This window comes from Psychrobacter muriicola 2pS (assembly GCF_904846535.1).
In the GTDB taxonomy this organism is placed as follows: Bacteria; Pseudomonadota; Gammaproteobacteria; order Pseudomonadales; family Moraxellaceae; genus Psychrobacter; species Psychrobacter aquimaris.
In genome coordinates this window covers 333,344-358,698 of record NZ_CAJHBC010000001.1, presented here as the reverse complement: position 1 = coordinate 358,698, position 25,355 = coordinate 333,344, and the positions used below count along the sequence as shown (strand labels likewise).

Below are 25,355 nucleotides of genomic sequence, written 5' to 3'. Positions count from 1 at the left end.
TGGTTAACGCTATTAAATGGTTGACCTATACATTTTTTTAAACCCATTTATCTCCCTTGCTTGATAGTGTACAAGCGTTTATGATGCCACTCCGTTAGACGTAGTAGCGCTGATACCAGTTCTACATTATTAGCTAATAGGATGTAACTCTTCAATTTAGGGCGAATACTAACTATTGAAGATTATATTCATAAAATAGGGTGTAACATTAAGAGAATTATGATGAGCGAAAATAAAGACGAAAAGATTGAAGATGTGTTGGTAGACTCGGAACTGGCAAAAAAACTGGTACCGAATAAGTTTAAGTTTACTAGCCAGCAAGGCCGTGCGCGCCGTCAAAAACTTTTGGCTGGTGCCAAAAAATTGAGTGAAACCCAACCTATTAATGATATTACTTTGGCTGCTGTATGTGAAGAAGCTGGCATTCCAAGAGCTTCTGCTTATCACTTCTTCCCTAACATCGAAGCAATATTTTTAGCATTGCGTTTTTTGAATGCTATCGAAATATTAGAAATAGTAGAAACGGTCGATATTGGTAATTATGACAGATGGCAGGGCTATTTGACGGCACTTATTGATAAGTGTGTGACGATATTCCATAACGACGAAACCAAAGCCAAGCTCATTTATGACACGAACACGCCTGATTTTGAAGGTGATAGTTTTGGTGAAGATATCGATCATCAAATCGTCGATTTGGTTTATAAGCGTTTGTCAGAGCGTTATGAGATGCCGAGTTTCCACGATATTCAAGACACGCTATTGATTGCTTATAGCATTATTAATGCGATATTCACATTGTCTTATCGTCGTCATCAAAGCATTACCAATGAATATATTCAAGAAGCGAACACCGCATTTATCGCTTATTTGCGTTGCTATCTACCAGAAAAGCTACCGCGTAAAAATCGCTAGTTTTTTTCGCTATATAGGTGATAAAAAGACATTAGGGCATGGTTAACATGCTCTAATATCTGCTAAGTAAATACAGAAAAAGCCGACATCATATGTCGGCTTTTTTGTGTTTGCTATTTTGATGAGCAGTAGTTTTAATGGACTTAACGGATAGGCGTTAATACTTGCCCACGGCAACTATCAGCACTCGTATCTAATGTCTCATATTGCTTATAATAGCTGACGATCAGTTCTTCCAAAGCGACGTTGGTCTGTGAATCATGGGTATTGACGTAAGCTTCGCGGGCTTGTTCAAGCCAACGATCTGCCATGCGGAAATGGATACCTGATTCCCGCCAGCCGCGCTCGCATTGGTTCGTAGCGGCCCAAATTAAAGCGACCTCGCTGAAGGCTATCTCTCGTGGTGCTGACTCGATACCACCACTATCTTTGAGTGCACTTAAGGTCGCCCATAGATCGGGGCGCATGAGAGCAGAGTTTGATGGTATGTCTTGAATAAGGTTGAGATCTTGTTCCTTGCCATTTTTTAAGGTGTTCAAAATCGTCTCCGCTGCCTGTGCGGCTTGCTGGCCAGCAGGTGAACGACTATTCATACTGTCTTGATGAAGGGCATAGTTAAGCCAAGCCTGAGCTTTATAGGCAAAATATTGCTGACGTGCGCTCATATTTTTTTGTTGGTACGCTTGTAACTGTGTCAGCATGCAATTCATATTACGTTGGCGCGTACTTTGGTATTTTGGGCGGTGAGGCTGAGTTTGAATATCATTGGCACAGTGAGTAGCGCCATGGGTTACTGTCATTTCAGGAATATGAGGACCCGCCGATGCAACCGAGGTCATTGTCAGGAACAAAACGGTTGATAACAAAGCTTTTATAGGCTGTTTATCATGGGCTGCTTTGTTGGTAGGATTAGGCATGATGAAAAACCTTATATTAAGCGGATTAGTATCAGTACTTGCAATTTTCGGCACTGATTTCATTGCTTATTAAAATATATTTGTCATGTAATATGATGAACAGCGCGATAACGCCCGCATTGTCGTCAGATGATAACACGACAATGAGACTAAATTACAATGTAGAATGGGTCGTTAAATGCTTGTTTTTGCGTGGATCATCACGTTTGAATAAGTTTTCGTCAAACTTGAAACGTAGTCTAAAGTAAGCGCCCTGCTGGGTTGTATCATCATAGGCGATATCTTCATCCTCAAAGCCCATAAAGTTATAACCTAGTGACAACCAAAGATTGGTCATTGGACTATAGCCCACTTCAGCACCCAGCATATAAGATATATCATCTGCTTGTTTGTTCCAATAAGTGCCTGCTTGCAAGCCTACATCCCAGCGCTCACTGATGTCATACAGACCACGAGTATAAAGCGCATGAGCTGTATTGTCACTGCTGATATTATCTGCATCAAATTGAGTATATTTACCTGCATAACGACCTGATAACGTCAGCGGACGTGTTGGATGATAGTTACCACTCAATGACCAGATAACGGCGTCTTTTTGATAGGCATCATCGCCAGTACTGTTATCATCTAAGCGATACTCAAGCTTGGCTAACATGTCTAACTGATTGCTATCATAATCACGATAAGCAGCCCCTAGCTGGAAACGATTAATCGTGCGATTGCCATCGTCATAATCGACGCGCGAGTAGATGTCTTTGGCCAACAGAGTCACATCGTCGGTATAGCGATAAGCAATACCAGCGCTACCTAACAATGTGTCACTGGTCTCACCCCAACGCTTTTCAAAACGCGCCGAGGCTTTGTAGTCTTCTTTCGCAAGATACTCTACACCAATGCCCGCTGCCGTTGCGGTGTTTTCGGTATCACCCTCTAATGATTCAACACGCTCAAATAGAGTATTGATGGTTAAACCTTGCTGGACATACCATTTGTTCTTAAGACCGATGGCCGCTTCAGCTTCGCGGGCACTGATAGCATCGCGCATGCGGTATTCGCTATAGACTTTGCCGTCTTTCATATAGTTGGCATCAAAACCAAATACGGTACGTTGGCGTTCTTCAGTATCATCAAGACCATAGCTACCAGATAGACTGTTGATCAAGTCATGACGGGCGTATAGGCGACCTAAACCACCTAGCGGCGTTTCGCCTCCGATAGAGGTTGCATTACGATTACTGTTCTCGATATCTTGCTCATATTCTGCAAATACTAAAGAGTCATTGAGCTTTGGTAATCGTGCCGTGATACGAGCGCGGGCGGTGGTACCTTCAATATCTTTTTCAGAGTCACTAACATTATTTAGTGCCGACTGATTGATAATATCGTCATTAAAGATAGTGTCATTAGTCACATCTACAACGTCTGTTACCGCTTGGATATTGCGTGAGGCAGCCGTCGCATCTTGCTTATAATAACGTAAGCCAATCTCGCCAACAATGTTGGTGCTCAAACGCTGTTCAATACTGGCTAAGACACCTTGGCGGCTAGCATCAGTGGTATGATCTTTAGTGCGTATGCCTTCTAGTTTTAGCGCGGTCTTTTTATCATTAATTAAATGAGTGACTTCAATACCCGACTCAGCCCGTCCAGCAGTCTGCGGTGAGGCCCCAGTAACGAAACCTTCATCAGTATCGTTATAATAAGCTTTGGCACGAGTGTTTTTCTTGTTATCAAAGTCAAGCTCGATACGTAAGGCATCACCTTCTGCATTCTGACCATCTAATTCTGTCGCATTAATTTGATTGCTTGGCTGAAAATTTGGGTTTTCAGCTTTGTTCATCGCGTATTCAGCAACGAGCTTTAGCTTATCGTTGAACTTGATAACGCTATTGACACTAGCAAGTTCTTCTTTGTTCAGTGGGTCGTCACTGTTGATATAGCTACCACCGATGGCGACTTTATTAGTCAACTGTTGCTTAGCGGCAATGCCACCGACCAAGTATTTTTCGCCGCCTTCATCTACTTCTACAGTGACCCGTAGATAAATAGGGTTGCCATCGATATCTTGGCTAGCGATAGGGGCTTTTAAAAATAAGCTGCGGCTGATAGGGTCAATCTCATAATCAGCAAAACGAGTTAGCGTCTCACGATTGATGATGAGACCAGGATTATTGGCGTCACGAGTGATAACTTCGACGATTTCAGAGTTTTCTAGCACCGCGTCAAAGTTCTCCGCCAGTGGGTAGGGACCTGAAATACCTAAGCCGCGAGTCTCGTTAACGCGCTGGCTAGTACTAGTCTCTGCCAAAAACGCAGTCACACGAGTATTGTTATCTTCAAATTGGGCTTTTAGACCAGTCAACGTACGGTTGTATTGACCCAGTTTGATGCCTTCATCATTGTCAATTTGTGTTTTTAGATCGCCATACATAGCGAACGAGCGACCCTTGTCTAGACGCACATAGAGCTTACTGGTTGATTGTGCATCAAAGCCTTTTGCAGATGAATCACCATAGACAGGATAGTACTCACCAGGCTCAATATCACGGAAGAGGCGCTCGCCTTTTTTGTCACTGTCATAAGCCAGCGTCAGCAAATAATCACCACGTACTTTGCCTTTAAGGAACATCGCGGCGCGACCAGAAGCGGTATAGTCATCGTTACCAGCAAAATCATTGAGCTCTTGCTCAAAAGCACCTTGGGCGTCGGTAATGCTGCCGCCATCAAAGTCTTTAAGTGAGATCGTACCTTCGACGATACCGACGGCAATTAGAGGACGTAATTGCGCGGTAAATTGTAGTGGGATAATCTGTTTACTGCTACCAGTGTCGATGACCAACTCACCTTTACCCGGTACACTTGGTGCGGTCACGGGTATGAGTAGCTCTCCACCAGAGACAATAACTTGCGTACCAGCTTGATCTTTACTGCTGTCATTAAGATTAATACGGCCAATATTGGTATCGATAGTGATTGGCGTTGAGGCGATATAAGGACGGCCATCACGGTCTTTTAGGCTAATAACGACTTGATAGTCGCTAACGCCATCTGCCGGTACTAGCTGCGCTTGAGTACGGTAGTCAATGGCTTGTAAGTTGTCTGGCGTTAATACTGTAATGGTTTGCTCAGAGATAGTTTTGCCATTCACGTCAGTAGCGACACCGCGCAAGGTATTGTTGCCACGCTTTAAGTCGACGGCATAGTAATCAAAGGCAGTCACATTCTGTTTTTCTTGCTCAGCAGTTTTGCCGATTTGTTGTTCTGATACTGCTTTTCCATTGGCATATAATGTAAATATTGAACCCAGTGGCGCTTGTACCTGTACCATTTGTTTATAAGTGCTGAGCTGTTGACCTTCGTTTAAATTGATAAAAGCCACGTCATTGTTAGCCACTTCTTTGAGATATTCTTCCAGCTCTTTTTCTACTGGCGGTGCTACCGTAGTTACGGTCATATCAACCCGATTGGCGGCTGGATTGATCATCTCATTGACGATAGCAGAGTCACAGTTGCTGCCCAGATCTAAGTCGCCATTGATGTTGCAGCCACTGGCGTCTACATTATCATCGTAGTCACGATTGTAGTCAGGATCTAGGGTTAGCTCGGTTTTTACTGCTTGCTCAAGGCTATCATTCTTAGCGCTCACTGACTTGCTACGAGCGACAAGCTCCGTATTCAAACGCTCAGTGCTCTCGCCCATACCGACCACGATACCGAAATCCGCACGATGTAATTCGCCATACTTCAAATCAACGAAACGGCTGCCAGCATCGCCAGTATTGCGATTACTTTGAGTGACCATCTCGGTTGAGTGAGGGATGGTGGTGCGGTCAACTTTTAAGACATGAGTTTTGGCACTAACACCATAGAAGTTATACTTACCTTCAGGGTCGGTGACGACAAAGTTACCGTTTTCCATGTAGATACGTACGCCTGCAACACCAAGCTCGCTATCTTCTTTTTGTTGAATACCATCACGGTTGATATCGTGGTAGACCTTACCGATGATGATGCCATCAGTATTCATGACGCCGCGCTCTACTTCAATCTTCCACTGCGCTTCTCTTGAGACTAAGCTTTTACCTTGTTCATTGCTAGCAACAGCGGTTGCACGGTTGATGCCATCACCACCCAATGATGAGGCACCGATTAAGACACGATAAGTGATTTTTTTACTTTCGCCATTTGCCATGTTACCTAAATTTAGCACCTGATATTTACCGTCAGTCTTAAACTCAGTGGTTTGTTCTTGGTCGATATTGATATCAGCAGTTTGGTTGACACGTACGCTACCATCTACATAGGCAAAGCCACGTGGTAGGGCGTCTTTTAGTTGCACATCATAAGCAGTAGCGTTACCGCTATTGGTGATATTGATGGTATAGCTGACATAGTCACCAAGCTCGGCACTTTTGACATCACTCTCTTTGTTCACGACAAGGCTTGGAATGTCATCGACGATACGGATCTGTGAAGATAAATTATCGATACGGAACGTCAAGTCGCTATCGCCTGGTATTTCTTCATCACCAGTGCTAACAGAAGGAGCAATACAAGCATCTAAGCTTACTGTCACAGTATCGTTTGCTAATACTTGAATCAGCTTATCGCTGATGGCATTGGCATTGTTTTGTGTTGGCATAGACAAGCGATATTGCCCCGTATTATTGCCAGTTTCAATGGCTTTCCACGAGACCTTGTCACCTGTCATCAAGGACGTGATTGTCAGCCACACTTGATCCGTTTTTTCCGGCTGGGCGTTACACTGCGCGTAGCTTGCATCAATATAGACGTTTTCGTTGAGTTGTGAGGTAGTTTTGTTTTCATCGAATGTAGGCGTCGTAAATTTTATTCCAGATTCGACGATGATTAGTTTATCAGTCGCGTTGACACTCGATACGGACGGGTCTTCTAGAACGACAGCACCAATTTTAATATCAGCGGTATCGCCACTTTTGCCGTTAGAATCTGACAAAGCTTGCATAATAAATTGAATGCTTTCACTGTGTCCGAGCTTGATTTGTGCGCTTAAGCTATCAAAGATAACTTCACTATCCGTACTATCGATGATGCCGTTTTTATTTAAATCTTGATAAACTTTTATATTAGAAAGCGTGGGCGATACATCTAATGTCAGCTCAACTGTCTGGTTGCTATAGCTGGTATTGCTTAGGACGTTTACCCAGTTTACCAAGGCGTTAGGCATAACGGTAAGTAACGGTTGTTGAGTGAGTTCAATACCGTATTCAGGAAGGTCTGAGGCTTTGACTTGTACTTGGTTTGATGTGCTGGAGATTGCGACTTCATTTTGATTGCCAACGTTATAGCTGGCGTTTGCAATATTATTGATAATTTGTAGGTTAGGGTTTGATGCATCAGCTGCAATTGCGATGTTTGATTGCATAAGCAACATTGCCAATGACAGCGTAGAGATCTTCGCTGTACACAATGCGGTACGATTAGACAGTGTCATGGTAGATAGAGTCATATGTCGCTTATCCAATAAAATATCAGTGAGGGAACCTACAAGCATCCTGAAATGCTTGTAGGTTAACTAGGAATTAGTTAAGGTTTGATTTTGATTGAGAACTGTAGAGTAGCGGTATTAGTGGCTGCTAACGGACTTACTGATGTATTAATAGACGTGTTGTTGTTGTTAGCGGGGACCGTAATCGTGTTACCCGAACCAGTAGTGGTGGTAGGAGTTATAGATTGAACAGTAGCGCCTGCTGAAAAGTTAGACAACAAATCTGAGATTACTAAGTCATTGATACCAAAGCTTGAGAAAGTATTAGTTGCTACGATTTTATAGACCACACACTGTCCAGGTAATGCTTCGAGTGGCGTAGCAGAAGAGCTGAATGCACTGGCAGCAACGGTACCACTACAGGTAGCGTCTAATGCCTGACTCTTAACTAATTGTAAACCTTTGACATTAGTGGTATCAGTGACAGGAGTTGGAGCCACTGGTCTATCAGTACCACCTGGGATTAATGTGACTAAGGTAGTCTCATAAGTGCCAGTCACGGCATTCGTTGATACGACGGGATAACTGATAGTTACTGTACCTTTAGGTGCAATACCACCTGCGAATGCAGAGTTGATATCATATTCACCGCTTGTATTGTATGGCAGAGTAACAATAGAAATATCGGTAGTAGTAGCTGGATTACCATCTACATCATAAGTAAGCGTAATGACACCAGTCTCAGCAGGTTTAACATTGGCATTAGTACCGCCATCTTCGATTTTGAATTTCAATTCACCAGCGTTAGCACCTTCAGTCTCACGACCAGTGTTAGTGATGACAGTCTGATGTACTACTTGAGTAACAGCCGTTGACGTATTTGGTATTTCTCTAACAGTTTCACCAGTAAGTGTTAGACCACGTTGATTAGAGGTCAAAGGTTGTGTAGAGTCGCCACCTGGTGTAGTTGGAGTAGCACCAGTTTGATTTTCGTTGTCGGCGCCATTAGGATAATATGTACCTGTGTTTTCTCCACCGTTAGTACCATCAGTACTATCGATAATAGTGACATTACTGCCACCACCCAAAGGTACTTCAACACTGGCATGGTTGATAGTAGTTTTGGCTAAAGGAAGAGCGTCTTTTTGCACTTGGAATTTAACAATAATTGACTGACCTTTTGGAAGGGTAACACCATTAATGGTAAAACCATCTAATGTTGTACCTGCTGCTGCACCAGCCGTGGTCTCAGTTGTTGAACCTGTCACTACCCCAGTAGAGCCTGTAGCAGCAGATACAACGATTGATCCTGATACAAGTTTTAGACCTTGTGGTAGGTTATCAACAATTTTGGCACCGACAGCATTTGCCGCGTAAGTAGCAGAGTCGTCGTTTTTGACGGTAATAGTATACTCAGCAGTAGCATTAGGCTTGTTTAGATCCAACGTTTGTGAAACTGATTTTACAATACTGAATACTGGTAGTTTAGTGATAGATTCATCTGTATTAGTAGCAGTCGCATCTGATCCTTTGCCTGCTAGATAAGTACTCTTAGCAGTTAGAGTTAAATTCTGAGTATCACCACCTACGTTACCAGTAGTTTTACCGTTGATCGTGATGACCGCATATTCGTCTTTTGCTAGAACAATAGCTGTATCCGTGAAAGCAGTTCCCGTTATATCGCTCACTGTTCTAACTACGGTGCCATTGTCTTTGTAAACGACATAAGTGACTTTAGTAGCGGCAAGATCGAAGTTCTTAGTATCATCAATCTTGTTTGGCAATGCCATGGCATAGGTATCAGTCAAGTTACCTAAGTTTTCTAAGCGGTGGGTGAATTGAGCAATACCAGTAGGAACAACTTCTACTCCAGCGTTCAAATCATCACCAGGGTTGCCATCTGCATTTTGGGCAATTAATAAGAAAGAACCACTTTCAGATACATTAACCGTAACTTTGTTTGAGACGACTTCATTCTGTGTAACGCCATCAACGCTATAGCTAGCTTTTGCAGTATTATCAATAACGACTGCGCCTGTTGCGGTCTTAGTTTCAGCCATAGCACCTGTAGAGATACCCATAACTGCGGCAACACCAATGGCTAACAGGCTATGATTAAAATTGTTTGATTTCATAGAGATATCCTAGAATTGAAAAAGCAGTATTTTATGAGTTGAAGGGGAGGTCTAGTTAACAATTGTGTTAAGAGCAACGGCTGCAGATTTTTGTGCTGGTAATAGCTTTATATTCCAACGCAGGGTACGGTATTCAGAAAATGGAATTTTGACCATTTTGCCATCGACTTTACGCATCAGTGGCATATCGGCATAGTTCTTGCCATCAATACTGGCTTGAGCACTGGTAGGATTAGCGTCACCAGTGAAAGTCATATTGGCAGGGATAGGTAGTACGACAGCCAGATCTTGGATATCTTTATTAATAGTATTGCTATAGGTTGCTTTATATTGAATAACCGTGCCTGCTGGAGCGTTACGAACAGGGACATAAGAAGTTTTACCTTCGGCGCTTTTGACTACTTGATTGGCTGTTAAATCCATTTTTAAGGCATCATTGGCATGGGCAGTACTTAATACTGTGACTGATGCTAAGCCTGCTAATATGGCACTGCGTAAAAAATTAAAACCTTTCATATCGTGTTCCTTGCTTATACCATTATTATCAAGTTAATCTCGACTTCGTCCTATGCAGCATAAAAACTGCAGTCAACTACGAATAAAAGATGCTGACAAAGTTAGAATTGTTTCTAAGAACTATTTTCACGTAAACAATACAAATATTCACTACAAAAACGACAAATGGTATTTTGAAGTACACAAACGGTAAAAGCCCTATCTAAGGAGATAGGGCTTTTATTGGTAAGAAAGTTTTTTCTAGATTTAGTAGTAGGCAAGGAAAAGTATTTACTAGGGAGTTATGGTAGTGCCGTACTTAGTATTGAAGCGAATAGCTCGACTGCGATCAGAGCTAGTAATGCCTAGCGGAAAGCCATTAGTTAGCACTGGACCATTATTACCAATGGACACTGAACTGCTTGAAAAAGAAGGTACACCGCTATTTTCTCCAATAGGTGTAGGCGTGGCTAAAGTAGACGTTACAAGAGCACCATTTTCTCCTTTTTTCTGTAAGGTGTCTCTAATAATGATATCTGTCAAAGGCACATTACCACGGTTAACAGCTTCAATCCTATAAGCGATACACTGGCCTGGTATGATGTTAGATATTGGGTTTGTACTATAAACAGTACTGGCGCTACCCGTATAATTAACACTAATGATCGTCAGGTCAGTCAAGCTGCAATCATGGACATATTGACTCTTGAACAGTACTAGAGCTGCATTATCTTGAATAACATCACCGAAGTTGTTATCAGGATAATTAAATGTATTATTTGTAATGTTTATTTGTCGCACATTGCTCGTAGTGTCCACAGAGTATGTGTAATTATTAGGTTCATTCTGAGTAGCACAGAGCCTCGTATTGCTTCCAAGCTGTGCAGGTGTCAGAGTGAAATTATAGGTGCCATCAGGATTGATGTTCATAGTTTGAGATGTAAACGTGCCCGTATCACTTGCGCATTTATTTAGGGTGATAGTATGACCTGTAGTAAAAGGAATACCAGATTCAGTTGGTGAATCGTATTTACCGTTGAAGTAAAGAGGGTTATTTAGATATTTATCGGATATATCATCTTTAGTTGGGCTTGTAATTTTACCATTGTCGTTAAACACAACACCTGAAAAGCTGTAGGTTTTTGGCGTGTTGGTAATTGTACAAGTAACTTCATCGCCATAATTTAAGCCTGATAGTGTAAAAGAGCTAGCATTTCCAGAAGGCATAATGGATGTGCTACCTGTTGTTGCATTAGTACAAGCGTAGGTCGCATTATAATTTGCTATCTCGCCAAGTGTTGTACCATTCATAACTTGTTCAGTAATCGTGTAGCTATTACCTTCTGTTAAGGTTAGTAATGAACTGGTACCAATGGTGATATTAGACCCAGTACCCGTCGTGGTAAAATTATTGGCTGCTATCGAGCCGCCAGTGACTTTTATCTCGAACTGATCGCGTTTAGTATTAGTATCATTGATGCGAGCACCATTTAATGCCTTTTTCACAATAAGCTTCGGTGGTGCTAAACAAAAATAAAAGTCGGAGTAGCCGATAGCATGTGGGCTATTTGTTTGTGTAAATGTGTTGTTATGCTTAAGGTTTAGAGCAATATTCGAAATATTGTAGTTCCAAGCAGCATCTATAGTACATCCTCCAGTACCACAGTTAAGCCCTGAACGAGCTGTCACAATATTATTAGTAGCATTTCTCGTATGAAAGTTTGTATTGAATGTCAACTGTCCTTGATTAGCAGAAACATCAACTTGCTCGATATAAGGTATTTGTCCAGTAGTACCAGTAGAGTCTAAATCTTGTATCTTGTATCCAACTTTACTAACCGATCGATTGATACTTACATTAAGACTATGATTATTTTTGACCGAAGGTGAGTTGTGAACTAGGTTCAATGCCGACGTAGTAGCGCCATTGATAGAACCAAAGAAGGGCGGGCTACCACCATAATTAGTATTTAAATCCAAAAGTATAGGAAAATTAATTACAAATTCTTTGTTACCTGAGCCCTCCGTAAAAGTAAAAGTTCTATTATCACTTCCAGAAGTCCAGTTAAGCGCTTGAGAGATTACAGGCTTACTTGTAGTAGATATTGGAGCGTTAGCTCCAATATAGTACATCTTATGATTCACAGGGCAACTTGCCAAGTCAGAAGACGGAGAAGACTCGAAAGGATTAGGGTCGGCGGCAAAGGCTTCATTACTTACCAATATCAAGCCCATAGTGGCTATCAATGCCAGTACATGATATATATATTTACTGAATAGTTGTGAGATTATTGAATTTAGAACGTATGGCGTTTTATGCATATGGTTATCCCTATAAGAAGCTAAAACTTGCTATAAGCGTTTAACTAGCTCTCAATTATTTCACTAACTAAACTAATGTATATATTATGTAACTTAACATATTAAGTAATAATTTGGTAAAAGTCCTACGAAGTGGATGAATGGCAGATATTTCATGACCAGTTACAGTATCGAGCCATAGACGTTAGCTCGTTAGTGATTGACCTTGATATTTCTTTGAAACATTTCTGAAAAAACTAATCATTATTTATTTCAAAAATACTTGTCATATCACCATTTCTTTACAGCTATAAACAACCGCAGCATAAGAGCCTATAATAAAGAGTTATTATCGTTTGATAATTGACTATAAAAGTTGGGTTGGTATTTTATTATCTAACCACTTCTAAATACTCAATTCATATGCAATGGATAGTAGCGCTGTTTTTATTTTGGCTATGTGAGGCCGCTCCAGATTATGAGTCGGTCAAATACTGCTGTATAACCGCACCCTACTATAAATGTCACTTCTTCAAATTAACAAGGAAGTCATTGAGAAAATCATTCCCGCACGACAATATTGAAGTAATACTTTGATTTAATAATATCCTGTCTCCGGGCAGGACTGACTGATAAAAAAGGACAATAGTGATGAATTATTATAAGGATGCTGATAGCACCGAAACCCAAGAGTGGCTGGAAGCGTTTGAATCTGTTATCAAACATGCAGACAAAGATCGCGCTCAGTTTCTGCTAAAAGCTTTATACAACATGGCAGTTCAAGAAGACCTGCCGTTCAATCGTCTCGATACCGCTTATATCAATACCATCGCCGTTGAAGATGAGCCGATGTACCCTGGTGACCTAACTATTGAGCGCAAAATTCGTGCGTTGATTCGCTATAACGCCTTGGCCATGGTCATGCGCGCGAACAAAAACGACGACGACTTGGGTGGGCATTTAGCAACATTTGCTTCTAGTGCGACGCTTTATGAAACTGGTTTTAACCATTTCTTCCGCGCGGCTAGCGATCACTTCGGCGGTGACATGATTTATTATCAAGGTCACTCAGCACCTGGTATTTATGCGCGCTCTTATTTAGAAGGTCGATTGACCGAAGATCAGCTTGATAATTTCCGTCGTGAAGTCGGTGGCAAAGGCTTATCAAGCTATCCTCATCCATACCTTATGCCTGATTATTGGCAGTTTCCAACCGTATCGATGGGACTTGGTCCGATCATGTCGATTTACCATGCCCATGTACATCGCTATATGGAAAACCGCGGTCTGCTAGAGAAAGAAGGTCGTAAGATTTGGACATTCTTGGGTGATGGTGAAACTGATGAGCCAGAGAGTTTAGGAGCGATATCGCTTGCTGGTCGTGAGAAGTTAGATAATCTGATTTGGGTCGTCAACTGTAATTTACAGCGCCTCGATGGTCCAGTCCGTGGTAACGGTAAAATCATTCAAGAGCTAGAGTCTGTGTTCCGCGGCGCTGGCTGGCGAGTGATTAAAGTTATTTGGGGTGGTAAATGGGACAGTTTACTTGCCAATGACAAAACTGGCGTGCTCAAACATCGTATGGAAGAAGCGGTCGATGGTGAGTATCAGCTATACGAAGCCCGTACACCTGAATTTACGCGCAAAGAGTTCTTTGGTAAATATCCTGAGTTAGAAGAGATGGCTGATGCGCTATCTGATGAGGATATCTCACGCTTGAATCGTGGTGGCCATGATCCAATGAAAGTCTATGCCGCCTTTAGTGAAGCCATGAAAACCAAAGGTCAGCCAACCGTTATTTTGGTCAAAACGGTCAAAGGCTATGGCTTATCGACTCAAACACAAGCGGTCAATAAATCACATCAGATTAAGAAGCTCGATCAAGAAGCCTTGATGTATTTCCGTGATCGCTTTGATTTACCATTTACTGACGAGCAGTTAGAGACGCTACCGTTTTATCGCCCTGAAGAAGGTTCAGCGGAAATGAAGTACCTTAAAGGTCGCCGCGAAGCGCTAGGTGGTCATTTGCCAAATCGTCGCAGTGGTCATATTCCACTGAATATCCCTGAATTATCGATGTTTGATCGGGTATTAAAAGGCAGTAATGGTAAAGAGCAATCGACGACTATGGTGTTTGTGCGCTTATTGTCAGCGATGCTCAAAAACAAAGACATCCAAGATCGCGTCGTGCCGATTGTACCTGACGAAGCGCGTACTTTTGGTTTAGAAGGTATGTTCCGTCAATTGGGCATCTACTCTGCGGTTGGCCAAAAATATACGCCAGAAGATAGCGAAGCCTTGATGGGTTATAAAGAAGCCATCGACGGTCACATGTTAGAAGAAGGTATCAACGAAGCAGGCGCAATGAGTACGTGGATTGCTTTGGCAACCAGTTATTCTGTGAACGCGTTACCGATGATTCCAATGTATATCTATTACTCAATGTTTGGTTTCCAGCGTGTGGGCGATTTAGCTTGGGCAGCAGGCGATTGTCAAGCACAGGGTTTCTTATTGGGTGCAACGGCTGGTCGTACCACCTTGAACGGCGAAGGCTTGCAGCATCAGGATGGCCATTCACAAATTCTATTTAACGTCGTGCCTAACTGTGTGACGTATGATCCTTGCTTCGGTTACGAGCTAGCAGTCGTCATGCACGACGGTCTACGCCGCATGTATGGTGAAGGCGAGCGCGTCTACTATTACTTGACACTTATGAATGAAAACTATGAGCAGCCTGAGATGCCAGAAGGCGCGGAAGAAGGCATCAAGCGTGGTATGTATTTGCTCGAAGACAATGGTTCAACTCAGGTGCAACTATTAGGCTCAGGCGTTATTTTACGTGAAGTACAAAAAGCGGCGCAGATTCTAAAAGATGAGTTCAATATCACGTCCAACGTCTGGAGTGTGACCAGCTTTAACGAGTTGACTCGTGACGGTATGGTCTGTGATGACTATAATCGCTTGCATCCAATGGATGAAGAGCGGGTGCCATGGGTCACTGAGCAGTTAGCGCCGCACGAAGGTATCGTAGTCGCAGCGACGGATTATATGCGCAATTATTCAGAGCAAATCCGTGCTTGGTTACCAGATAATCGTCCTTATACGACTTTAGGAACAGATGGTTACGGTCGTTCTGATACCCGTGAAAATTTGCGTAGTTTCTTTAACGTTGACGCCGCGCATATCGTTGTTGCGACGCTCAAACGCCTAGCGGATGAGGGTGAAGTTGAGATGCGTTTGGTGAAAGATGCCATTTCAAGCTTAGGCATTGATGTGGATCAGCCACCTGCTTGGCAACAACAGCCTTATTATGATCATTCTCCCGATGCACCAGCACCTGGTAATGTCAATCCAAATCCTGTCCCTGAATTTGTCGCTGAAGATGATGATGAAATCAGCAATGAGGGTCGGGCTGAAGATCAAGCTGATGCGACTTTACTTAATAACGGTGATGTCAAAGAATAATAATCATAAGACTAGGAGATAAATCATGGATATTAAAGCCCCCGATTTGGGTGTTGATAGCGCCGAAGTCAGCGAAATTATGGTAGAAGTGGGTGATGTCATTGCAAAAGATGACAACATCATTTTGCTAGAGTCTGACAAAGCGTCAGTTGAAGTGCCAAGTTCCGCTGCTGGGAAAGTCACCAAAATCAGCGTTGCTATCGGCGACCAAGTCAGTGAAGGTATGGTGCTTATTGAGCTTGAAAGTGAAGCAGACAATGCAGAAGACAATAGCGACAGCGCCGCTGATGACAATCAGAAAGCCAATGACACAAAAAGTGGAAGTGAAGAATCTACACCTGTTGCAACGGAGTCAGCTGCTGAGCCAAGCACACCTGAAGCCGCTGGCAAAGCCACGACTCACGCACTGCCTGATCTAGGTGTTGATGAGGCACAAGTCTCTGAGATTATGGTCAGTGTTGGCGATATTGTCAGTGCTGAGCAATCAATTCTATTGATTGAATCTGATAAAGCATCGGTGGAAGTACCAGCACCAGTCGCGGGCAAGATTGAAAAAATCTTAGTCCAGACTGGTGATATGGTTGCTAATGGTCAGGATTTTATCGTTATTGTCAGTAATGATACAGCTGCTGATACCCCTGACTCACAGGGTTCAGCGCCAGCCAAATCAGACGACAATGTTAGTAAAGATAGTGTCAGCAAAGACCGTGCTAATAAAGACATGAGTGCTGCCGAGCAGCAAACAACTGGCGAGCCAAACCAAGCTGCAAAAACTGAAACAACCGCTAGCAAGAGCAATGGCAAGTTGACCGAAGCACAGGTTAATGAAAAGTTGGTTGACGTGTATGCAGGTCCAGCCGTACGTAAGCTGGCACGTCAATTGGGTGTTGATATCACTCAAGTGAATGGCTCAGCATTGAATGATCGTATCTTAAAAGAAGACTTGTTTGCTCACGTTAAAAAGAGTCTGACCACACAGAAAGCCGCACCTGCAAGTAATAGTAGCATTAGCTCAGGATTACCAAAACTGCCTGACATGAGCAATACTGAGATTTGGGGTGAGACCGAAGCACAAGATTTAAGCCGCCTACAAAAAGTGTCAATACCGCAGCTTAATTATAATACTTTACTACCGCAAGTAACGCAGTTTGACCTATCTGATATTACCGAGACGGAAAAACTGCGCGGTGAGCTAAAAGGCGGGATGAAGGCTGAAGGCATTGGTTTCACTATTTTGGCATTTGTAGTCAAAGCGACGGCCTATGCCTTAACACAGCATCCACGCTTTAACAGTCATTTAAGCGACGACAATACGCAAGTTATCTTGCGGAAAAGTGTCAATATGGGCATCGCGGTGGCAACGGATGATGGTCTCATCGTACCTGTTATCAAGAACGTGCAAGATAAAGGTCTGAAGCAAATAGCCATTGAAATTGGTGAGCTTGCGGTAAAAGCGCGTGACAAGAAACTCACTACTAAAGATTTGCAAGGCGCAAGCTTTACCATATCAAGCCAAGGCAATTTAGGTGGCACAGCCTTTACGCCATTAGTAAATTGGCCTCAAGTGGGTATTTTAGGCGTGTCTGAGGCAAGCATGCAGCCACGTTGGGATGCTAAAAAGCAAAGCTTTGAGCCGCGCCTCATGTTGCCATTGTCACTGTCTTATGATCATCGTGTGATTAATGGAGCAGATGCCGCTGTATTTACCCGCTATATCGCGACACTGCTGGCTGATCCGCGCCGTATTTTGCTATAGCTCATACGCTACTCTAAAAGCTAAAATCAAAAAAAGACTACCTAAGGGTGGTCTTTTTTTTGAGCAGTACTGTATTTGAAATGAGTAACTATTAGCCAAAAAAAAGCCAGCTTTAGCGCTGGCTTTTTATAATTAGATAATCGAGGTTAATACGGTTTGTGATTAAAACTGTTTAACAAATGCAACGCCATATACCCAAGGGCTGATGTCAACTTCACCAAGTTCAATGGTCTCACCATTAGCTTTTACGCTGGCATCTGTTTTGATGTCCATGTAGCGAGCATCAATACGGAAGTATTCAGTTGGAGCAAAAGGTATATCAAGACCAATGTGACCAGCAACGCCAACGCTATCATCAAGTTCTAATTTTTCGAAAGCATCGCTGTAGATTTTTTCTTTAAAGAAAGTCGTATAGTTAACACCAACACCAACAAATGGTTTCACATTCATAGGCATGTTGTAGCCATCGAAGTGATATTGTACAGATAGAGTGGGTGGTAAATGCTGAGTTTTAGCATCAATAGTAGTGTCGCCAGCAGTTAAGGTAATGTCATGATGGAATGGGGTAGCGGCTAGTAATTCAATACCAACGTTATTGGCAACGAAATATTCGCCACTAATGGTTGGCTGAATATCACTGTCTACGTCGACACCAATAGTGCCATCTGCAAGAGTACCGTTATTGCTCTTTGGATCAACCATGTGAGCGCCAGCAGCGATAGACCAAGTACCAGCTGGTACAGCAAATGCTGTGGTCATAGTAAGTGCAGCAGCAGTGGCTAAAACTAGGGATTGTAGTTTCATCATTTGATTCCTTAACGTAATAGAAGATTATCGGTGGTTATCTAATGAGGGATGACATTAGTTACCGATACACAATGTTATGATTATTGATTAATCTGTAACATTACAACGCTATTATAGTACAAAACCATATTTACTGTAAGGTTTTAAACGCATATTAATGGCTTTTATGGCATAAATTTACCGTAAAAGGTATATTTGTTGGAGTAATTAAAAATTATCTAGGATAGTTAGTGTTTGTGAAGTAGGGCTTAGATTCCGTCATGCCAATGTTGTATTGGGATACGATGAGTAAACTTAGCCTATAGTTAATGATGCTGAACTCTCGCTGACATTTTCAGAATGTTAAAATATTAAGAACTTAAAGTCGGTAATGATGGTCTAATAAGTTTCGAATGAACGACAATGGTACAAAAAGAGGCGTAATATATTATGCTTGGCTATTGCAGTAATTCTCCTCTACGCTGCACAAACGCACGTTCTATGACGATATTAAATCGGATGGACTCTTGCTGCCCTGAGTGCAACTTATTTTTGCTGCCTGCGCAAGATGTCAGTCAGCAGTTACGCGCTGATGAGAATTTCTTACGATCCGCTATCATGGCGATTATGCTGATTCTAATTTTGTCTGCCTACATTTATTATTTAAATTTTGTATAATCACCGATCATGATTCATACTTAATAAGCCAGCCCCATTATTAGCAATGCTTTGAGAGCAGTGCATTGCCAAGTAGTAATGGGTATGAAGTGTTGAGGGTGACCGAGCATTAATGTCATATGCTGTGATGACTGCTTTATTCTATTAATACAAGACCGGTGTTTCACCGCATAGGGACGGCATGCTATTCCAATCTATACGGCGCTTGCGTCTTTTTGTTTACAATATTCTGCAAAATGATGAGCACGATACTTTGTTTAGCCGTTGCGTTGATTATTTTTTAATATTTTTAATCATGACCAATGTAGCAGCAGTCATTGCTGAGTCGGTTGATAGTTGGTATTACCCTTATCAAGAGTATTTTACTTGGTTTGAAAATTTCTCTATTGTGGTGTTTTCTATTGAGTATTTGCTGCGTTTGTGGAGTGTGGCCGAGGAAAAGCCAGAGCAAACTACTTGGCGTCAGCGCTGGGAGTGGTTGAAGAGTCCTTCCGCATTGATTGATTTGGTCGCCATTGCGCCGGCTTTTCTGAATTTCTTAGTTACGATTGATTTACGCTTCTTACGTATTTTACGTTTGTTCCGAATTCTCAAACTGACACGCTATTTTGCTTCTCTGCGCATCTTATTGGTAGTCATCAGCAAAGAAAAAGGCTCATTCCAAGCGGTTATTTTTATTCTAATAATTATGATTGTGACGGCATCTAGTGGTATTTACTTGGTTGAAAATCATGCCCAGCCAGAGGAGTTTGAATCGATACCAAAGGCGATGTGGTGGGCGGTGGTGACGTTAACGACGGTGGGCTATGGCGATGTCACGCCTATTACCAATGCGGGTAAAATATTGGGTGCGGTTATTACCATATTGGGTGTAGGTCTGGCCGCCTTACCTGCAGGTATTTTAGCGACTGGATTGGCCAATGAGCTTGCTCAGCGTCTGGAAGGACTTGAACAGGAATTTCGAGCGCAGCTGATTGATAGCGATTTTGATTTGGTAAAAAATCAGATGATGATCGATAAAATTCGCCGTGAGCTTGGACTGAATAAAGAGCAGGCACAAAATATCGTATTACAGGTATTACGCGAACAAGAGCTTGAGCGCCGCGAAAGAGAGGTAGAAACACGACAAAAGAATTTTTGCCCACATTGCGGAGAGCCACTGTAAACCTTTTATAGTGATTATTTTAGGTTTCAAACAAATAGGTATTTAAGAAAAGGGTGCGACGTTATAAGAACGTCGCACTCTTTTTATTAGAAATAAACGGATATTTTATGGCATTTAGATGGCTTGAGGAATAGGCAGTGCCCGTGCCAATTCATGGGCGACTTGCTGCGCCGCCGTTGCCAAGTCTTTGGCAGGAAGGGGTAAGTTTTGCAGCGTGAGATGCCAATCATCCACTTCTCGGCGTAAATGTGCGACCCAAAGCGTCGTACAATCACGTGGCAGTTGCTTTAGATTGACTTCAAAACAACGATTGCCCTCATCATCGCTTAGATGAATCTCGCCTTTTTTGACTCTCGAAAACGGATGACCGTAGTAAGAGTTGGCTATCATAGCGATGTGAGTGATATGTGCTGGAATTTTATCTAAATAAAGCCTGATTTGCTCTTGGTCAAGAGGTGCCAAATACATCGCTTGTTCGCCGCGATCTTTGCCATTGAGACTGTCGCCTTGATGTTTCACTGACTCCGCTTTATCGCGCAATTGTTTGAACCAGATGATGTCACTAATGGTGCAATTATCGTCATATAGTACGCAAGCCAAATCAATATCAATGGCGCTTTGATTTTTTTTGAAGCGCTTAAACAGACCTTTTGGTTCAATCTTAGTAAATTCATAGTTTAGCGCAAAAAATAAGGTTCCAGCGTCTAAGCCCAGTCCTCTTAAACTGTCTGACAGTAATGGCAATGAGGCAGTGGTCGACATAACATTCCTTATTTATTTTCGTTCTTAATTTTTAAATAGTGGTAACCGTCTGAATACGGATAAATTTGAGCGTCATTACCCGCAGTTGTTATTTATGATCGAAAGACTTATCCAACACGGCTTGATGTAACAGTTCTGGTTTGGCAGTTAATAAACCATTGCCAAAACCACGTAACCACCAAACCAGTTGTGAAGTTAGATTGACCGTGGCTTGGATGGTCAGCATGTCATCATTCAACGTGACAGTTTGATCGTCACTGAGTTTGCTTTCAGTCAGGCTATTTCCTGCCTGTTTGGTGAATTGTAGCTCAATGGCGGTGTTTTTACCATGATTAGGCAGCTCGCCGAATAAGGGATGGCTAAAGCCCATACCACCAGCATCCAAATAAGTATCGAGTTGGAAATTATCAGGCGTTTGTGCGGCACTTTCAAGAATTTCAACGCTAGCAAATCGATGTAGAGCAAAGGTACGAATGGTGGCTTTTGGATCATCAGTACGAGTTGCCAGCAGATAAATAATCACCCCGCGCTGGATAATAGCGATAGGATTTAAAAGGTATTCACTGGCTTGTGATTTATTGCTGCGGGTATAACTGGCTTTGATTTGTAATTGATAAAATAGTGCATGGTAGATATTGTCTTTGCTAACCAAGTCAATATGTGGCGCGATTAACGGCTGAGTGGCAGGCTCGATACGCACTCTATCGATCCATGAATGTGTGACTTTACTGTTTTTTAGCTGCCGCCTTGCCAAGTCAAACCATGGAAATAATTCGTCTAAAATAACGGGTGGTAATAGCTGAGTTAGATTGGCTTCAACCATATTAAAGGCGACGGCTTGCGATAGATTCATGTGCGGTAAGCTTTGGAGTGGCGCGTCATCACGCCAGCGCCAGCCTTGCGGGTTGGCATTGTTTTTTTCTATGGGAAAGCGTTTCGCCAACGCATTTAAGTCACGCTGAACAGTACGCAAGCTGATGTCAAAGCCTGCCATCATAAGCTGCTCGTAGATATGTGTTGTGCCCACCCAGCGATTGCGCTGTAGTTGTGATAGCACTTGCCATTGGCGCGCCGTTGTTGCTGCGCCATGGCGATTATCGTTGCTGTCTCCTGAGACATGACTGTCCGATGCCGCTACAGTATGAACTTGCTCAACCGAGTTTGTTTGAGCGTGAGAATGGTCGGCGTCAATAGAATGTACAGTCATTAAGCGATAACCTTTATGAAATTACGAGTTGGCTTTTGTATATCTTAGCGTAGCATTAACCATTTATCATCGCAGAAAAGCATCGTAGCGTCTAGGGCATGTCTTCAATTCAATCAATGAACATTTCTATCTCCATTTTTAAAATGAGGACACGCTCTAGGGTATCTCATGAATTAGCCCACTGACGCATTGATTGGTTTTAACACGGTTAACTTTTGCTATAAATCAGCTTATATGTCGTCAATGGGCATTTTACTAGCATCGTTATCGATGCTTGAATCCTCATTTATAACGACTTCGTTATCCTTTACCTTGTCTTTACGTTTTTCTTGTTTTCTTTTTTCCTCTTTTTTTTGACGCTTTGCTTTCTGCTTTTTTTTATCTTTCTTTTTGGACTTTTTATCATCAATATCATCGTCATTGCGATCTTGATTTGCATCCCATAACATCAGACGACTTAAAACTTTGCCAAATAACGTGTCTTTACGATAGCGACCTTTTTTGTTCATGGTATCGATAGGTAAACCAGTCATCAGCGTCAAGGCTTCGCTCAGTGTATAGACACCATAAATATGAAATTCGCCCGCTTTGACGGCAGCAATGATGTCGTCACGCAGCATGAGCTGTTTGACGTTGGCCATCGGAATGACCACGCCTTGCTGCCCAGTCAGTTCTTGCTCGCGGCACGCATCAAAAAATCCGGCAATTTTAGAATTGATGCCACCAACCGCTTGCACTTCGCCCAATTGATTCATAGAGCCAGTAATGGCAAATGATTGATCAATTGGCACATTTGCTAACGCAGATAGCAGCGCACAGCCTTCGCTGACGGTGGCACTATCGCCATCGATATGGGCATAGCTCTGCTCAAAAGCGAGTGAGGCACTAAAGTTTAGCGCATGATGTTGACTGAATAACGCGCGCAAATAACTGGTCATAATCAGCATGCCTTTGGCGTGTAAACTACCGCCTAGATCCACATCACGCTCGATATCGAGAATCTCACCCGTACCGATATTTGGTTGAATAACGGCAGTCAAGCGGGCGGGCATGCCAAACTCACTATCGGCATAGCTGACCACTGTCAGCGCATTGACTTGTCCGACAGCGCTGCCTTGGGTTTGAATAAGCTGCTGACCATTTTTTAGCTCATCCCAATAGAGGTCACGCAGGTATCCTGAGCGCTCATCCATATCATCAATAGCGTGGGTCACATGATTGGCGCTGACGATGTTTTGTCCGTTCAAATGTGCATGGCGGTTGGATTCATGTAAGAGCTTAATCAGTAAGTCACTATGCAAACTTAAGCGATCTTGATCTTCTGCCTGTAAGCTTAGATGTTCAAGTAGGGCAGCTTGCGCGCTACGATCAAACGGATAGAGGTTGGCATAGTCAATGATATCAGCCATTTTTGCGACTAACGCCAATTCGTGCTCACTGCTGCGAACCACATCATCGTGAAAGTCAGCACGTACTTTAAACACCGCATCAAATTCAGGCTCAAGCTCTAATAGCTCATAATATAAATCAGCTTCGCCAAGTAAAATTACTTTAATATCAAGATCAATGGGGGCAGGCGCTAGCGATAAGCTGCCTGTTAAAGTTAGCATCTGCTCAAGGCTAGAGAGTTTGATTTTTCGTGATTGTAGTGCACGCTTGAGACCTTGCCAAGCATAAGGATGCTCAAGTAAGTGACTCGCTTCTAATAGTAAATAACCACCATTGGCACGGTGTAGAGCACCCGCTCGAATCATACTGACATCAGTGGTGACCGTGCCCAATTGGGTGATTTGCTCGACATGACCCAACAAGTTCAAGTGCGTCGGTAAGTCCTCAAAGATGACAGGTGCGCCATCTTCTGGGGTGTGACTGACAATGACGTTGACCGCATAGCGACTTGGGGTCGTGGCCAAAACTGCCGTTACAAACTCTTCATCATCGCCATTGACGATGCGCTCGACATGCGTAACCATATCTGCAAATACCGCTTTGAGATAGTCAATGACCAGCGGATGACTGGCAAGTTGCTCATAAACGGGGGCAAATAACGGTTGTAATGCACGCCGTGCAATATTGCGATGCAGCGCTTCTATGGCATCATTGGCTTCGTCCTCTAACTGCTCTAATGCGATGGTCAACTGACTTAAGCGTTTTTGCATATGATTTTTTTGGACGAAGTTATTTAGCTCAGCTTCGTATTCACTATTGCCGTATTCAGTATTGTTTTCATTCCGCTCTGCATTAATAGGATCGTTATGCTCGGTGCTAGGAGTGCTCGCTTTGCTACTATTCTCGCTCACGGATTTATTTTTATGGCTAGCAGATGCTTTGTCATCACCACCACTAGTTTCTGTCGCCAGTTGACTGGGATGTACAAACACTGCTTTATTATCAAAGGAGCGAAACGTCAGTGCTAAATCATATTGTTTACCTTCCGCATTGAGCACATCATAAGCCTGACTCTCTTTTTGATGAGTGTCGTTTTTGATGGCTTCGATTTTGCTTTGATATTGGTCACTACGAAAGCGTTGGCTCAATCGTTTTTTGGCTTGTTGCCATAAATGATTGACCTGCTGCTGCAATAAGGAGGCTTGTCCCGCAGGTAGACGCAAGGCTAGTGGGGTGCGTGGATCGGTAAAATTATGCACATATACCCAGTCATCAGGTGTGGGTGCATCGGCGGCAATACGCGTTAGCAAGCGGCTGATGACGGTGCGTTTGCCCAAGCCATTTTCACCAGCCGCAAACACATGATAGCCACTGGCTTTGATATCCAAAGCCGTTTGTAAGGCTTTTAGGGCACGCTGCTGACCAAAGCCAACGTCTAGATCTGGTGCCGTGCGGGTATCCGTGGGCAACTCATCAGGGTCGCTATACCGCTTTAGTTGCTCAGCGGTGACAAGGCAGCGCTGCTTGATATCAATAAAGCATGGATGTGGTGCATTCGCTGTTGCTGATTTGGTGCTTTTTAATTCAATGATGGGTGTTGCCATATTATTAGCGTCTTTTTTATTAGCGTCTTTTGATAGTTGAGAGGTAGAGATGTGTGGCTGTTCAGTCATAGGTGTACAGTAATCGTTTGTAGAAAGTGGAATGGTTATGCTGAATTTTTTGTACTGAGCTTAATCATTAATACAGGTATTTTACAAGATATAGCCATACTTTAGATAAATCATTAAAAGCAGTTTTGTATCATTAGCAGGCTCTGTTAAAAACGCATATATAAGCAATCATTCATCATCCATTTAAGGTGATCAAATAACAATAACGCCTCAATATAGGCTCAGATAGTATAAGATGTCTCAC

The 25,355-nt window shown here is 42.7% G+C and carries 13 protein-coding genes; 4 read left to right on the top strand and 9 right to left on the bottom strand.

Features of this window, described 5'->3' with window-relative positions; translation table 11 throughout:
* Positions 1–222: 222 nt before the first annotated feature.
* Entirely contained in the window at positions 223–915 is a 693-nt protein-coding gene (locus tag JMX93_RS01450; protein WP_193012903.1) for a TetR/AcrR family transcriptional regulator, read from the top strand.
* Between the two features lie 143 nt (positions 916–1,058).
* On the opposite strand, the gene JMX93_RS01445 is transcribed toward JMX93_RS01450, so the two are convergent.
* The 5 genes from JMX93_RS01445 to JMX93_RS01425 all read right to left on the bottom strand — a co-directional run bounded on the left by JMX93_RS01445 (position 1,059) and on the right by JMX93_RS01425 (position 12,251).
* Positions 1,059–1,832: a hypothetical protein gene (locus JMX93_RS01445; RefSeq protein ID WP_499203627.1), complete on the bottom strand. Its 774-nt coding sequence runs from the start codon at positions 1,830–1,832 to the stop codon at positions 1,059–1,061.
* Between the two features lie 154 nt (positions 1,833–1,986).
* Positions 1,987–7,320, bottom strand: a complete 5,334-nt coding sequence (locus JMX93_RS01440) for a hypothetical protein (RefSeq protein WP_499203626.1) — start codon at positions 7,318–7,320, stop codon at positions 1,987–1,989.
* A gap of 77 nt (positions 7,321–7,397) precedes the next feature.
* Positions 7,398–9,434, bottom strand: coding sequence for a hypothetical protein (locus JMX93_RS01435; RefSeq protein WP_499203625.1), 2,037 nt, complete (start codon positions 9,432–9,434; stop codon positions 7,398–7,400).
* 51 nt (positions 9,435–9,485) lie between these two features.
* Positions 9,486–9,950 (bottom strand): hypothetical protein, encoded by a 465-nt coding sequence (locus JMX93_RS01430; protein ID WP_193012837.1) that lies wholly within the window; start codon positions 9,948–9,950, stop codon positions 9,486–9,488.
* A gap of 273 nt (positions 9,951–10,223) precedes the next feature.
* Positions 10,224–12,251: a hypothetical protein gene (locus JMX93_RS01425; RefSeq protein ID WP_499203624.1), complete on the bottom strand. Its 2,028-nt coding sequence runs from the start codon at positions 12,249–12,251 to the stop codon at positions 10,224–10,226.
* A 630-nt stretch (positions 12,252–12,881) separates the two neighbouring features.
* Between JMX93_RS01425 and aceE the strand changes: the two genes are divergently transcribed.
* A complete protein-coding gene (gene aceE / locus JMX93_RS01420; RefSeq protein WP_193012835.1) occupies positions 12,882–15,695 on the top strand; it encodes a pyruvate dehydrogenase (acetyl-transferring), homodimeric type in 2,814 nt (937 codons plus the stop codon).
* A 25-nt stretch (positions 15,696–15,720) separates the two neighbouring features.
* On the top strand, positions 15,721–17,451 hold the full coding sequence (locus JMX93_RS01415; RefSeq protein WP_499203623.1) for a 2-oxo acid dehydrogenase subunit E2: 1,731 nt from the start codon (positions 15,721–15,723) through the stop codon (positions 17,449–17,451).
* A gap of 162 nt (positions 17,452–17,613) precedes the next feature.
* On the opposite strand, the gene JMX93_RS01410 is transcribed toward JMX93_RS01415, so the two are convergent.
* Entirely contained in the window at positions 17,614–18,255 is a 642-nt protein-coding gene (locus JMX93_RS01410; protein ID WP_496190493.1) for an OmpW family outer membrane protein, read from the bottom strand.
* Positions 18,256–19,096: 841 nt separating this feature from the next.
* Here JMX93_RS01410 and JMX93_RS01405 point away from each other — a divergent pair.
* Entirely contained in the window at positions 19,097–20,080 is a 984-nt protein-coding gene (locus JMX93_RS01405; protein ID WP_499203622.1) for an ion transporter, read from the top strand.
* 114 nt (positions 20,081–20,194) lie between these two features.
* On the opposite strand, the gene JMX93_RS01400 is transcribed toward JMX93_RS01405, so the two are convergent.
* The 3 genes from JMX93_RS01400 to JMX93_RS01390 all read right to left on the bottom strand — a co-directional run bounded on the left by JMX93_RS01400 (position 20,195) and on the right by JMX93_RS01390 (position 25,111).
* Positions 20,195–20,842, bottom strand: coding sequence for a TerD family protein (locus JMX93_RS01400; RefSeq protein WP_198332029.1), 648 nt, complete (start codon positions 20,840–20,842; stop codon positions 20,195–20,197).
* An 88-nt stretch (positions 20,843–20,930) separates the two neighbouring features.
* A complete protein-coding gene (locus tag JMX93_RS01395; RefSeq protein ID WP_499203621.1) occupies positions 20,931–22,049 on the bottom strand; it encodes a helix-turn-helix transcriptional regulator in 1,119 nt (372 codons plus the stop codon).
* A 230-nt stretch (positions 22,050–22,279) separates the two neighbouring features.
* Positions 22,280–25,111, bottom strand: coding sequence for an AAA family ATPase (locus JMX93_RS01390; protein WP_499203620.1), 2,832 nt, complete (start codon positions 25,109–25,111; stop codon positions 22,280–22,282).
* Between the last annotated feature and the right edge of the window lie 244 nt (positions 25,112–25,355).